8 protein-coding genes are annotated in these 14,113 nt (G+C 68.1%); 4 read left to right on the top strand and 4 right to left on the bottom strand.

Translation table 11 applies throughout. The annotated features are described in order from the left end of the window. Positions 1–11: 11 nt before the first annotated feature. Positions 12–4,016: a phosphoribosylformylglycinamidine synthase gene (purL, locus tag FBX97_RS07125; RefSeq protein ID WP_141829867.1), complete on the bottom strand. Its 4,005-nt coding sequence runs from the start codon at positions 4,014–4,016 to the stop codon at positions 12–14. A 173-nt stretch (positions 4,017–4,189) separates the two neighbouring features. Between purL and FBX97_RS07120 the strand changes: the two genes are divergently transcribed. Continuing rightward, positions 4,190–5,851, top strand: coding sequence for a response regulator (locus tag FBX97_RS07120; protein ID WP_141829865.1), 1,662 nt, complete (start codon positions 4,190–4,192; stop codon positions 5,849–5,851). Positions 5,852–6,006: 155 nt separating this feature from the next. Here FBX97_RS07120 and FBX97_RS07115 read toward each other — a convergent pair whose 3' ends face one another. Continuing rightward, positions 6,007–9,609 carry a hydantoinase B/oxoprolinase family protein gene (locus FBX97_RS07115; protein ID WP_141829863.1) on the bottom strand — a complete coding sequence of 1,201 codons (3,603 nt, stop codon included), beginning with the start codon at positions 9,607–9,609 and terminating at the stop codon, positions 6,007–6,009. Between the two features lie 101 nt (positions 9,610–9,710). Between FBX97_RS07115 and FBX97_RS07110 the strand changes: the two genes are divergently transcribed. Continuing rightward, positions 9,711–11,225: an NAD(P)H-hydrate dehydratase gene (locus tag FBX97_RS07110; RefSeq protein WP_141829862.1), complete on the top strand. Its 1,515-nt coding sequence runs from the start codon at positions 9,711–9,713 to the stop codon at positions 11,223–11,225. On the opposite strand, the gene FBX97_RS29525 is transcribed toward FBX97_RS07110, so the two are convergent. Further along, the gene (locus FBX97_RS29525; RefSeq protein ID WP_185748497.1) at positions 11,185–11,682 is read right to left on the bottom strand and encodes a hypothetical protein; all 498 of its coding nucleotides are present in this window, start codon (positions 11,680–11,682) and stop codon (positions 11,185–11,187) included. The genes FBX97_RS07110 and FBX97_RS29525 overlap by 41 nt on opposite strands. A 2-nt stretch (positions 11,683–11,684) precedes the next feature. Beyond that, a complete protein-coding gene (locus tag FBX97_RS07100) occupies positions 11,685–12,410 on the bottom strand; it encodes an ABC transporter ATP-binding protein (RefSeq protein ID WP_141829858.1) in 726 nt (241 codons plus the stop codon). On the opposite strand from FBX97_RS07100, the gene FBX97_RS07095 reads away from it, so the two are divergent. Both FBX97_RS07095 and mnmH read left to right on the top strand, forming a co-directional pair. Then, on the top strand, positions 12,409–13,041 hold the full coding sequence (locus tag FBX97_RS07095; protein WP_141829857.1) for an arylesterase: 633 nt from the start codon (positions 12,409–12,411) through the stop codon (positions 13,039–13,041). The two genes, FBX97_RS07100 and FBX97_RS07095, sit on opposite strands and share 2 nt — an antisense overlap. Positions 13,042–13,048: 7 nt before the next feature. Then, positions 13,049–14,104 (top strand): tRNA 2-selenouridine(34) synthase MnmH, encoded by a 1,056-nt coding sequence (gene mnmH / locus FBX97_RS07090; RefSeq protein WP_141829855.1) that lies wholly within the window; start codon positions 13,049–13,051, stop codon positions 14,102–14,104. The last annotated feature ends 9 nt before the right edge of the window (positions 14,105–14,113 follow it).

The raw sequence follows: 14,113 nt of genomic DNA, 5'->3' as shown, positions 1-14,113 counted from the left end.
ATTGATTCAAATCAGCCGACCCACTTGCGCGCATTCTGGAACATGCGTGCCCAGGGCGAATTCTCGCCCCAGCCATCCGGATGCCACGACATGGTCACCGTACGCTGCACACGCTCGGCGTGCGGCATCATCACGGTGAAGCGGCCGTCCGGCGTGGTCACCGCGGTCAGGCCGCCCGGCGAACCGTTCGGATTGAACGGATACGCCTCGGTCGCCTGGCCGCGATTGTCGACATAGCGCAAGGTTTGCACCACCTTCGACAAATCGCCGGTCTGCGAGAAATCGGCAAAGCCCTCGCCGTGGGCGATCGCCAGCGGCGCGTGCGTGCCGGCCAGGTCCGCAAAGAAGATCGACGGCGAATCCAGCACCTCGACCATGCCGAAGCGCGCCTCGAACTGTTCCGACTTGTTGCGGGTGAACTTCGGCCAGGCTTCGGCGCCCGGGATGATGCCCTTCAGGTTGCTCATCATCTGGCAGCCGTTGCAGACGCCCATGCCGAAGGTGTCTTCGCGGCCGAAGAAGGCGGCGAACTGCTCTTTCAGGGCGGCGTTGAACAGGATGGTCTTGGCCCAGCCCTCGCCCGCGCCCAGCACGTCGCCGTAGGAGAAGCCGCCGACGGCGATCAGGCCCTTGAAGTCCTGCAGCGAGACGCGGCCGGCGATCAGGTCGCTCATGTGCACGTCCACCGCCTTGAAGCCGGCCTGGTGCATGCCCCAGGCGGTTTCGATGTGCGAGTTGACGCCCTGCTCGCGCAGGATCGCCACGCTCGGCCGCGCGCCGGTGGCAATGAACGGTGCGGCGATGTTGACATTCGTGTCGTGCACCAGCTTCGGCGTGAAGCCCGGGTCCTGCTCGTCCAGCAGGCGCTCGTATTCCTGGTCGACGCATTCCGGGTTGTCGCGCAGGCGCGCGATGCGCCAGCTGGTCTCGCTCCACAGGCGGTGCAGCGCGCTCCTGCGCTCCTGGTAGATGACCTTGGTGTCGCGGGTAAACTCGATCACGCCGCGGTCGTTGACCTTGCCGATGATGTGGCTGCAGGCGCCGAGCTCGAATGAACGCAGCACGTTCATCACGGCGCTGCGCTCGTCGTGGCGCACCTGGATCACGGCGCCCAGCTCTTCGCTGAACAGCGCGCGCAGCGTCATCTCGTTGCGGCGCTCGCCGACCTGCGCCGTCCAGTTCTTGGCGTCGCCGTGGTCGGAGGCGTGCTCGCCTTCCATGGTCAGGATGTCGAGGTTGACCGAGACGCCGGCGCGGCCGGCGAAGGCCATTTCGCACAGGGCCGCGAACAGGCCGCCGTCGGAACGGTCGTGGTAGGCCAGCAGCTTGCCGTCCGCATTCAGTTGCTGGACGGCCGCGAAGAAGGCCTTCAGGTCGGCCGGGTTGTCGAGGTCCGGGGTTTCGTTGCCGAGCTGGCCGGTGACTTGCGCCAGCGCCGAGGCGCCGAGGCGGTTCTTGCCGCGGCCGAGGTCGATCAGGATCAGCGAGGTGTCGCCGAGGTCGGTGCGCAGCTGCGGGGTCAGCGTCTTGCGTACATCGCCCACCGGCGCAAATGCGCTGACGATCAGCGACACCGGCGAAATCACTGCCTTCGATTCGCCGTTATCGTTCCAGGTGGTGCGCATCGACAGCGAATCCTTGCCGACCGGGATCGACACGCCCAGTGCCGGGCACAGTTCCATGCCGACGGCCTTGACGGTGTCGAACAGCGCGGCGTCCTGGCCCGGCTGGCCGCAGGCCGCCATCCAGTTGGCCGACAGCTTGATGTCGGTGATGTCCGCGATCGGTGCGGCGGCGATGTTGGTGATCGCTTCGCCGACGGCCATGCGGCCCGAGGCCGGCGCATCGATGACGGCGGCCGGGGTGCGTTCGCCCATCGCCATCGCTTCGCCCTTGAAGCCTTCGAAGCTCATGGTGGTGACGGCGACGTCGGCCACCGGCACCTGCCACGGGCCGACCATCTGGTCGCGCACGCTCATGCCGCCGACGCTGCGGTCGCCGATGGTGATCAGGAAGGATTTGTCGGCCACGGTCGGCAGCAGCAGCACGCGGCGCGCCACTTCCGACAGTTCCAGGCCGGTGACGTCGACCGGCGCGAAGTCGTTCTGCACGTGCTCGACGTTGCGCGACATCTTCGGCGGCTTGCCGAGCAGGACGTCCATCGGCATGTCGACCGGCGAGGTATTGGTCAGCGGGTCGATCAGGCGCAGCTGGCGTTCTTCGGTGGCGACGCCGACCGCGGCGAACAGGCAGCGCTCGCGCTCGCAGATGGCGGCGAAGCGCGCCAGGTCGTCGGGCGAAATCGCCAGCACGTAGCGCTCCTGCGACTCGTTGCTCCAGATTTCGCGCGGCGACATGCCGCTTTCTTCCAGCGGCACCTTGCGCAGGTCGAAAGTGGCGCCGCGCTTGGCGTCGTTGGTGATTTCCGGGAAGGCGTTCGAGATGCCGCCGGCGCCGACGTCGTGGATCGAGATGATCGGGTTGTCGCTGCCCAGCTGCCAGCAGCTGTTGATGACTTCCTGGGCGCGGCGCTCCATCTCGGGATTGCCGCGCTGGACCGAGTCGAAGTCGAGGTCGGCGGTGTTGGTGCCGGTCGCCATCGACGACGCCGCCGCGCCGGCCATGCCGATGCGCATGCCGGGGCCGCCCAGCTGGATCAGCAGGCTGCCCGGCGGGATGTCGTTCTTGTGGGTGTGTTCGTTCGAGATGTTGCCGATGCCGCCGGCGATCATGATCGGCTTGTGGTAGCCGAACACGGTGTTGTCGCCGAATACGGTCTTGCCGACGTTCTGCTCGTAGGTGCGGAAGTAGCCGCCCAGCACCGGACGCCCGAATTCGTTGGAGAAGGCGGCGCCGCCGAGCGGGCCGTCGACCATGATCTGCAGCGGCGAGGCGATGCGTTCCGGCTTGCCGTAGGCCGGCGTTTCCCAGGCCTGTTCGGCACCCGGGATGTTCAGGTTCGACACCGTGAAGCCGGTCAGGCCGGCCTTCGGCTTGGCGCCGCGGCCGGTCGCGCCCTCGTCGCGGATCTCGCCGCCGGCGCCGGTCGAGGCGCCCGGGAACGGCGAGATCGCGGTCGGGTGATTGTGGGTCTCGACCTTCATCAGCGTGTGGGTCAGCTGGGTGGCCGCGGTGTACTCATTGGCTTCACCCTGCGGGTAGAAGCGCATCACTTCGGCGCCTTCCATGATCGCCGAGTTGTCGCTGTAGGCAACCACGGTACCCTTCGGCTGCAGCTGGTGGGTGTTCTTGATCATGCCGAACAGCGACTTGTCCTGCTTGACGCCGTCGATGGTCCACTCGGCGTTGAAGATCTTGTGGCGGCAGTGTTCGCTGTTGGCCTGGGCGAACATCATCAGTTCGACGTCGGTCGGGTTGCGCTGGACGCGGGTGAAGGCGTCGAACAGGTAGTCGATCTCGTCTTCGGCCAGGGCCAGGCCCATCTCGGCATTGGCCTGCACCAGCGCATTGCGGCCGGCGGCGCCCAGGATGTCGACCGATTCCAGCGGACGGCCTTCGAGTTCGGTGAACAGCGCCTGGGCCTGGTCGGCGTTGCGCAGCACGGTTTCCGTCATGCGGTCGTGCAGCAGCGCCGAGACGGCGGCGATCTCGTTATCCGGCAGCTTCTTCGGTGCGCCAAAGCCGGTGCCGAGGATGCCGCTCTTCAGCACCACGGTATAGGCCACGCCGCGTTCGATGCGGTGGATGTGGGCCATGCCGCAGTTGTGGGCGATGTCGGTCGCTTTCGAGGCCCAGGGCGAGATCGTGCCCAGGCGCGGGATCACGAAGAACTCCTCGGTCACGCCCTCGTACTGCGTTTCCGGCACAGGCTCGCCGTAGGTGAGCATGGCCGTCAGACGCTCGGTATCCTCCGTGGTGAGAGGGCTGCTGGCGTCGATGAAGTGGTAGTAACGTGCCTGCACGGCGGCGATCGTCGGGGCGACGGCTTGCAGTTGCGTGAGGAGGCGGTTGCTACGGAAGGCAGAGAGGGCGTTGGAACCCGGCAGAATCAACATGGCTAAACAGTCGGTTGATGCAGCGTGGCTGCGGGTGAAAGATAGCCCGCTATTATACAGTGTCGGCCACTGTTGACACTCTGGAAGCGCCTCGGCCGCAGCCCCGTGCCCCTGCACGCTTGGCAGGGTGACGAGGAATCGCTTATTGTAGTGCGGTCCAGACGAGAACGACGATGCCCGAAACCAGCCCGAATACGCCACAGAACGCCGCACAGAATGCCCAGTTGAGCGTTCTTGTCGTGGACCCGAATCCGGGCATCCGCGCCAACCTGCAGAACATGCTCAACGGGGCGGGCATCACGCGCGTCGAGTTCGCCGTCAACGCCGGCACTGCCGTCAAGCAGCTGGCACGCCGCAGCTTCGACGTGATCCTGTGCGAATACGATCTCGGCGGCCCGGGCCAGGACGGCCAGCAGCTGCTCGAAGACCTGCGCCGCGAGCGCATCATCCCGCCCTGGGCGATCTTCATCATGCTGACCGCCGAGGGCAGCCGCGACAAGGTGGTCAGCGCGGCCGAGCTGGCGCCTACCGACTATGTGCTCAAGCCCTTCACCGCCGGCATGCTGCACGAGCGCATCACGCGCGCGCTCGATCGCCGCGCCGCCCTGCTGCCGGCCTACCAGCTGGTGGCGCAGGGCCAGCCGCGCGCCGCGATCCAGGCCTGCATCGACGGCGCCCGCGCCAGGCCGCGCTTTGCCTTCGACTTCGCGCGCCTGCGCGCCGAGCTGCACGCCTCGCTGCGCGAGCCGCGCGAGGCCGAACGCGTGTACCGCGAGGTGCTGGCGGCGCGGCCGCTGGGCTGGGCCGGACTCGGACTGGCACGCGCGATGGTCGAGCAGGAGCGCATCGACGAAGCCGCCACCCTGCTCGACGCGCTGATCGACGACAATCCGCGCCTGATGGCGGCCTATGATCTGCTGGCGCGCTGCCACGAAGCGCGCGCCGCGCACGCCCAGGCGCAGAAGGTGCTGGCGGCCGCGGTGGCGCTCTCGCCGCACATGGTCGGACGCCTGCGCAGGCTGGGCGAGGTCGCGCTCGAAGCCGGCGACCCTGCCGCCGCCGAGCAATCCTACCGCCAGGCGGTGGCGCGCTCGCGCCATTCCGCATTCCGCACACCGCAAGACCACCTCGGCCTGGTCAAGGCGCTGGTCGCCAGGGGCGATGCGCCGGCGGCCGGCGGCGTGATCCGCGACATGGAGCGCTCGCTGCAGGGGGCGCCCGAGACAGCCGCCTGCGCCGCCCTCGCCAGCGCGCTGGTGCAGGACGCCGGCGGCAACGGTGCCGGGGCGGTGGCGCAGCTGAAGCAGGCGGTCGACGCCGTGCGCGGCGGCAGCGTGCTGTCCGGCAGCCTGCGCGCCGACCTGGCGCGCGCCTGCCTGGCGCACCGGCTCGACGAGGAAGCCGCCGCCGTGATGATGGCGGGACTGGGCGCGGCGACGCCGCAAGACGCCGGCGTCTCGGCGCGCCAGGCCACCGAAGTGTTCGTGGATGCCGGCCGCCCCGACCTGGCCGAAGGCATGGTGAAGCAGTTGCGCGCCCAGGCCCAGATCCTGCTCGGCATCGCCGACGAAAAGCGCAACATGGGCGACGTGCGCGGCGCGGTGCAGACGCTGCTGGAAGCGCTCAACATGGCGCCCAACAACCTGCAGGTGATGATCGCGCTGGTGGGCGGCATCCTGCGCCAAGTGATGGAAATGGGGTGGGACGAGCCGCTGGGAACCCTGTGCGGGGAGCAGCTTGCGCATATCCGCGGGTTGGATGCTTCGCATCCGCGGCTGGCGGCGCTGGAGGCGGAGTTTTTGGCGGCTAAGCGGAAGTACGGCATCTCGACCTGATGCCCGCGTGTTCGCGGTTGGGATATGCGACGAACTTGGGTTCCCGCCTTCGCGGGAACGACGTACTGATGATGCAAGCCAGAACAGCGTTCAGGACCGCCAGCTCATGAACGTCATTCCCGCGCAGGCGGGAATCCAAGTTGCACGCTCAACCGCTACACCGCGCCGTAGCCCCCACCCCCCGGCGTTTCGATAACGAACACATCCCCCGGCGCCATATCGGTCTTCCCGATATGCCCCAGCTCTTCCACCCGCCCATCCACCCGCTCCACCTGGTTACGCCCCTTCGCACCCGGCTCACCGCCTGCCATGCCGAACGGCGCGTGTAGCCGATTGTTCGACAAAATCGCCGCCGTCATCGGCTCCAGGAAGCGGATCCTGCGCACGCCGCCATTCCCGCCATGCCAGCGCCCCACCCCGCCCGAACCGGGACGGATCGCATAGCTCTCCAGCCGCACCGGGAAGCGGAACTCGAGGATTTCCGGATCGGTCAGGCGCGAATTGGTCATATTGGTCTGCACCACGTCGGTACCGTCGAAGCCCGGCCCGGCACCCGAGCCGCCGGAGATGGTCTCGTAATACTGGTAGCGCGCATTCCCGAAGGTGAAGTTGTTCATCGTCCCCTGGCTGGCGGCCATCACGCCGAGCGCGCCGTACAGCGCGTTGGTGATGCAGGTCGAGGTCTCGACGTTCCCCGACACCACCGAGGCCGGGTAATGCGGGTTCAGCATCGACCCGGGCGGGATGATGACTTTCAGCGGTTTCAGGCAGCCGGCATTCAGCGGGATCGCATCGTCGACCAGCGTGCGGAACACGTACAGCACCGCCGCCATGCACACGCTCGACGGCGCATTGAAATTGTTGGGCAGCTGGCCCGAGGTGCCGCTGAAGTCGATCTCGGCACTGCGCGCGGCCTGGTCGACGCGGATCGCGACCTGTATGCGCGCACCGTTGTCGAGCTGGTTGACGAAGCGGCCGTCCTTCAGGGCCCCGATCACGCGCCGTACCGCTTCCTCGGCATTGTCCTGCACGTGGCCCATGTAGGCGCGCACCACGTCGAGGCCGTACAGCGCCACCATCTTGTGCAGTTCCTCGACGCCTTTCTGGTTGGCCGCGACCTGGGCGCGCAGGTCGGCCAGGTTCTGGTCCGGATTGCGCGCCGGGTAGCGTGCGCCTGCCAGCAGCGCGCGCGTTTCCGCTTCGCGCAGCATGCCGTCGTGCCCATCGACCAATTTGAAATTGTCGATCAGGACGCCCTCTTCCTCGATGTGCGTGGAATCCGGCGGCATCGAGCCCGGCGTGGTGCCGCCGATGTCGGCGTGGTGGCCGCGCGAGCCGACGTAGAACAGGATTTCCTTGCCTTCGCTGTCGAACACCGGCGAGATCACCGTCACGTCCGGCAAATGGGTGCCGCCATTGTACGGATCGTTCAGCATGAACACGTCGCCGGCCTGCATGCGGCCGGCGTTTTTGCGCATCACGGCCTTGATGCTCTCGCCCATCGAACCCAGGTGTACCGGCATGTGCGGCGCATTCGCGACCAGGTTGCCATCCGCATCGAAGATGGCGCAGCTGAAGTCGAGGCGTTCCTTGATGTTGACGGAATAGGCCGTATTCTGCAGGCGCAGGCCCATCTGCTCGGCGATCGACATGAACAGGTTGTTGAAGATCTCGAGCATGATCGGATCGGCGCTGGTGCCGATCGCGTGGCGCTCGGGCAGCGCCTCCACGCGCCGCAGCACCAGGTGGTTGTACGGCGTGACCTCGGCCTGCCAGCCCGCCTCCACGATCGTGGTCGCATTGTCTTCGGCGATGATGGCCGGCCCGGCGATGCGGTGGCCGGGCGCCAGGCTGCGGCGCAGGTAGACGCCCGTATCGCGCCAGGCGCCGTCGCCGAACATCGGCACCGATTCGCAGGGCGCCGGCACGTCGTCGCGCAGGGGGGCGTCGAGCGGCTGCTCGGGCGGCGCGTCCGAGCGGCCCAGCGCTTCCACCGACACCGCCTCCACCACCAGCGCCTTGTCCGGCATCAGGAACGAAAAGCGGCGCCGGTAAGCCTGTTCGAAGCGTGCCCGCATCGCCTCGCTGCTGCCGAAGGCGACCACGATCGCCGAATCGGTGCCTTCGTAGCGCAGGTGCACGCGGTGCAGCAGTTCGATGCGCTCGATCTGCACGCCCTGCGCCAGCAACTGCTCGCGTGCGGTCCCGGCCAGTCCTTCCAGGGTGAGCGCCAGCTCGCCCTCGCCGATGGCGTCGAGGCGCCGCTCCACCGCATGCTCGCGCATCGCGCTCTGGTCGGCCAGGCCCATGCCGTAGGCCGACAGCACGCCCGCCAGCGAGTGGATGAACACCGTCTTCATGCCCAGCGCATCGGCCACCAGGCAGGCATGCTGGCCGCCGGCGCCGCCGAAACTGGTCAGCGTGTAGTCGGTGACGTCGTGGCCGCGCTGCACCGAGATCTGCTTGATCGCATTCGCCATGTTGCCGACGGCGATGCGGATGAACCCTTCCGCCACGGATTCGGGCGACGGCGCGGCCTGCCCGCCTGCACGGCCGATTTCCGACGCCAGCGCCTCGAACCCGGCCCGCACCGCATCGATGTCGAGCGCTTCGTCGGCCTGCGGCCCGAACACGTGCGGGAAGTGGCGCGGCTGCAGCTTGCCGAGCATGACGTTGGCATCGGTGACGCAGAGCGGCCCGCCGCGGCGGTAGCTGGCCGGGCCGGGATTGGCGCCGGCGCTATCCGGCCCCACGCGGTAGCGGCTGCCGTCGAAATGCAGGATCGAGCCGCCGCCCGCCGCCACCGTGTGGATGCTCATCATCGGCGCGCGCATGCGCACACCCGCGACCTGGGTCTCGAACACCCGTTCGAACTCGCCGGCGTAGTGCGACACGTCGGTCGAGGTGCCGCCCATGTCGAAGCCGATCACGCGCTCGAAGCCGGCCAGGCGGCTGGCGCGCACCATGCCGACGATGCCGCCGGCCGGGCCGGACAGGATGCTGTCCTTGCCCTGGAAGGCGCGCGCATCGGTCAGGCCGCCGTTCGACTGCATGAACTGCAGATTCACGCCGGGCAGCTCGGCCGCCACCTGGTCGACGTAGCGGCGCAGGATCGGCGACAGGTAGGCGTCGACCACGGTGGTGTCGCCGCGCGCCACCAGTTTCATCAGCGGGCTGACCGCATGCGAGCTCGAGACCTGGGTGAAGCCGATCTCGCGCGCGATGCGCGCCACCGCTTCTTCATGGCCGCTGTAGCGGTAGCCGTGCATGAAGACGATGGCAAGGGAACGCAGGCCGTCGTCCCAGGCCTGCTGCAGGGCGCGCCGGGCCGCTTCCTGGTCGAGCGCCCCCACGACCTCGCCGTGCGCGCCCATGCGCTCGTCGATCTCTATCACGCGCGCATACAGCAGCTCGGGCAGCACGATGTGGCGGTCGAACAGGCGCGGCCGGTTCTGGTAGGCGATGCGCAGCGCGTCGCGGAAGCCGCGCGTGATCGCCAGCGCGGTCGGCTCGCCCTTGCGCTCGAGCAGTGCGTTGGTGGCGACCGTCGTGCCCATCTTGACGGCGTCCACCCGGCCGGCCGGGATCGGCTCGCCGGGCTGCAGCCCGAGCAGGTGGCGGATGCCGGCCACGGCGGCGTCGCGGTACTGTTCCGGGTTCTCGGACAGCAGCTTGTGGGTCACCAGTGCGCCGTCGGGGCGGCGTGCAACGATGTCGGTGAAGGTGCCGCCGCGGTCGATCCAGAACTGCCAGTCCATGCCATATCTCCATTCAGTCGCTGTGCCTATTGTAGTCGCGTGCAGCGCGGCGGACGGATTTTAGCGAAAATGCACTTTTGCACCCGCCTCATGGACCTCGTATGGAAAGCCAGCTCTACAGCATCGCCCAGATCCGCGACATCGAACATGCGGCCCATGCCGGCCTGCCGCCAGGTACGCTGATGCGGCGCGCCGGGGCCGCAGCAGCTGCCCAGGCGGTCGAGTTGTTGAAAACCCGGCCTATCGGCACGGTGCTGGTGCTGGCCGGTCCCGGCAACAACGGCGGCGATGCGCTCGAAGTGGCCGCCAACCTGGCCGAGGCCGGATGCACGGTCGAGGTGGTGCACCTGGCCGGCAGCGCGCCCTCGCCGGAAACCCAGGCGGCGCTGGAACGTGCACGCGGCGCCGGCCTGCGCTTCATCGACGCCGTCGCGGCCGATGCGCAGTACGCGCTGGTGGTCGACGGCCTGTTCGGCATCGGCCTGGCCCGCCCGCTCGACGGCCAGGCGCGCCAGCTCGTGGAACAGATCAATGTCATGCGCGGGCCTGTGCTGGCGCTGGACGTGCCGAGCGGCCTGGACGCGGATACCGGCGCCATTGTCGGCCCGGGCGGGGTGGCGGTCGCCGCCACCCACACCATCACCTTCCTCGGCGACAAAGCGGGCCTGCATACCGGCGACGGCTGCGACTACGCAGGCCGGGTGAGCGTCGACCTGCTCGATGTGGCGGTGCGCGAACCGGGGCAGGTCTGCCGCAATACGCCGGCCCTGTTTGGCGCCTGCCTGGCGCCGCGGCGACGCAATTCGCACAAGGGCAGCTTCGGCGACGTGGCGGTACTGGGCGGCGCGCCGGGCATGCTGGGTGCGGGGCTGCTGGCGGCGCGCGGCGCGTTGTTCGCCGGCGCCGGCCGGGTGTTCCTGGCGGCCCTCGATGCGGCCCTCGGCGTCGATCCGCGGCAGCCGGAAATCATGCTGCGCGACGCGGCCGGCTTCGCATTCGAGCGGCGCACGGTGGTCGCCGGTCCCGGCCTGGGCGATTCAAACCAAGCCATGCGCCTGCTCGGCAAGCTGATCGACGGCAGCGGGCCGCTGCTGCTCGATGCCGACGGCTTGAACCTGGTCGCGGCCAGTCCCGACCTGCAGGCGCGCCTGGCCCATCACGACGGCCCCGTGGTGCTGACGCCGCACCCTCTGGAAGCGGCGCGCCTGCTCGGCGTGACCGCAGCCATCGTGCAGGCCGACCGCCTCGAAAACGCGCGCGAGCTGGCGCAGCGCTTGAATGCGGTGGTGGTGCTGAAAGGCGCCGGCAGCGTGATCGCGCGCCAGAACGGCGAGGTCGCGATCAACCCCACCGGGAACCCCGGGCTGGCGACCGGCGGCAGCGGCGACGTGCTGGCCGGCGTGTGCGGCGCCTTGCTGGGCCAGGGCTGGCCGGCATGGGAAGCCGCACTCGGTGCGGTATGGCTGCACGGGGCGGCGGCGGACCGGCTGGTGGTTGATGGCGCCGGGCCGATCGGCCTGACGGCGGGTGAGCTGCCGCGCGCGATCCGGGCCGAACTCAATCGGCTGGTGGCCGCTACGTCAGTGGCAGCGGGATGGACAGGTGAGACAGAATGACGCCCTGCTCCCTGTCGTGACAGCCGTGACGCCACGCGGCGTTTTCGAAACGCACATAATATTCTTGAGATCCGCTGACGCGCACGAAGGTGGCCAGCTGCGTCAACAAATCTTCCAGCGTGAACCCCGGCACATCGAGGGCTTCGGGAAAGAAGGTCAGCTCGCAAAACACCTGGTCGGGGGCTGGCCAGTAAAAAAAGGCCTGCAAGTCACGCAACAGACCGGGTCGATGCCACAGGGTGCGCAACGCACCCGCCTGCTGGCTCAGCGATGTACCGAGGCAGGCACCGGCTACGTGTTCACCCTCGGCGTCCGTCGCCTTCGTCAGCGTCCAGAACACCGAGAGGGTGTCCAGCAGCGACCTCGCCCCCTGCGTGGAGATGTGCTCCGAGAAGTTGATGTCCCGGCATGCGCCATCGTCCACGAGCAGGCTGTGCAACACGTAGGCGCGATCCATCCTCAGGTCTGCAAACGCCCCGCCGCGATGGTCAGCGTGCGCCCGCAACGCGCCGCCATCGCCGGATCGTGCGTAACGAGCACCAGCGTCGACCCGCGCTCGCGGTTCAGTTCGAACATCAGCTGGATGACTGCTTCGCCGGTGGCGGCGTCCAGGCTGCCGGTCGGTTCGTCTGCAAACAGCAGCGGCGGCTCGGTGACGAAGGCACGCGCCAGCGCGACGCGCTGCTGCTCGCCGCCGGACAGGTATTTCGGATAGTGGCGCAGGCGGCTGCCCAGACCGACGCGGCCGAGCATGGCTTCGGCCTTGCTGCGGGCGTCGGCATCGCCGCGCAGTTCCAGCGGCAGCATCACGTTTTCGACGGCATTCAGGTGCGCCAGCAGCTGGAACGACTGGAACACGAAGCCGAGCTTGGCCTTGCGGAAGGCCGCGCGGCCGTCTTCGTCGAGGGCGAAGATATCGGTGCCGTCGAGCAGCACCTTGCCGCTCGATGGCGTGTCGAGTCCGGCCAGCAGGCCGAGCAGCGTGGACTTGCCGGACCCCGAGGCGCCCACCAGGGCAAGCGTCTCTGCCGCGCCCACGGTAAAATCGACGTCATGCAGGATGGTGAGTTCGCCGCTGGCGTCGGCCACCCGCTTCGACAAGCCGATCACCTCGATCGCCGGCCGTCCTCTTTCCTTATCCAATGTTACGCTGTCACCTTTTGAAGCCTCGGGAATATCACGCATGCTTGCTCGTCTCAAAAAATATACCGTAGGTGCCCTCGCGGCCTTCGCGCTGGCGGCGTCGGGCAGTGCCTATTCTGCACCAAAAACCGTACTGGTGGTGGGCGACAGCCTGTCGGCCGAATATGGGCTGACGCGCGGCAGCGGCTGGGTCGCCCTGCTGGAGCAGCGCCTGAAGGCGCAGAAGATCGATGCCCGCATCGTCAACGCCAGCATCAGCGGCGACACCACCAGCGGCGGCCGTACGCGCCTGCCGGCCCTGCTGCAGCAGCACAAGCCGAACCTGGTGGTGCTGGAACTGGGCGCCAACGACGGCCTGCGCGGCTTGCCGGTGAACGCCGCCGAAGACAACCTGCGCAGCATGATTTCGCTGGCGCAGAAGAACCATGCCAAGGTCCTGCTGGTCGGCATGCGCATGCCGCCGAACTATGGCCGCGCCTATACCGAACGCTTTTCCGGCATGTACAAGGAGCTGGCCGGCGAGCTGAAGGTGCCGCTGGTGCCCTTCATGCTCGAAGGCGTGGCCCAGGAACCGGCCAACTTCCAGGCCGACCGCCTGCACCCGCTGGCGACCGCGCACCCGACCATCCTCAACAATATCTGGCCGCAATTCGCGCCGCTGATCAAAGAATAACAAGTCAATGAAATACCCTGCAGTCCTGAACTTCGACACCGTCCTGCCTTCGCTCGACGACTTCGACACCATCATCGATGCGCGCAGCGAATCCGAGTTCGCGCTCGATCACATTCCGGGCGCGATCAATTGCCCGGTGCTGAACGACGCCGAGCGCATCCTGGTCGGCACGGCCTACAAGCAGGTCGGCTCCTTCGAAGCCAAGCGCCTGGGCGCGCCGCTGGTGGCGAAAAACATCGCCCGTGCGGTCGAGACCATGTTCGCCGACAAGCCGCGCGACTGGAAGCCGCTGGTCTACTGCTGGCGTGGTGGCAACCGCAGCGGGTCGATGGCGCTGATCTTCGCCAAGATCGGCTGGCCGGTGGTGCAGCTCGACGGCGGCTACAAGGCCTTCCGCGGCCACGTCAACGCGGCGCTGGAGCAGCCCTGCCATCTCGACTTCCGCGTGATCTGCGGCACCACCGGCAGCGGCAAGAGTCGCCTGCTGCAGGTGCTCGATTCGATCGGCGCCCAAGTGCTCGACCTCGAGCAGCTGGCGGCGCACCGCGGCTCGGTGCTGGGCCACCTGCCGAACGAGCCGCAGCCGAGCCAGAAGGCCTTCGAGACCCGCATCTGGGACCTGCTGCGGCGCTTCGACCCGGCGCGCCCGGTGTTCGTCGAATCGGAAAGCAAGAAGGTAGGCAACCTGCGCGTGCCCGACACCGTGATGGAGCGCATGCGCGCCTCGCCCTGCATCGCGCTGCAGTTGTCGCGCCCGAACCGGGTGCGCCTGCTGATGGAAGACTACGAGCACTTCGCCGCCGATCCGGCCGCCCTGAACGCCCAGCTCGACCACCTGGTCCAGTTGCACGGCCACGCCAAGATCGAAGCGTGGCACGGGCTCGCCAACGGCGGCCGCATGCCGGAACTGGTCGACCAGCTGCTGGTGGAGCACTACGACCCGGCCTACCTGCGCTCGATCGACCGCAATTTCGTGCAGTATGGGCAGGCCGAGCCGCTGGAACTGGCCGACATCGGTCCGGACGACTTCCTGGCGGCGGCGCGCCACCTGCACCCGCACTGAGCACATGGG

The sequence above is a fragment of the Herbaspirillum sp. SJZ107 genome (assembly GCF_006715485.1).
GTDB lineage: Bacteria > Pseudomonadota > Gammaproteobacteria > Burkholderiales > Burkholderiaceae_D > Telluria.
The sequence above is the reverse complement of the archived record's forward strand: the minus strand, read 5'-3'. Positions and strand labels throughout refer to the sequence as shown.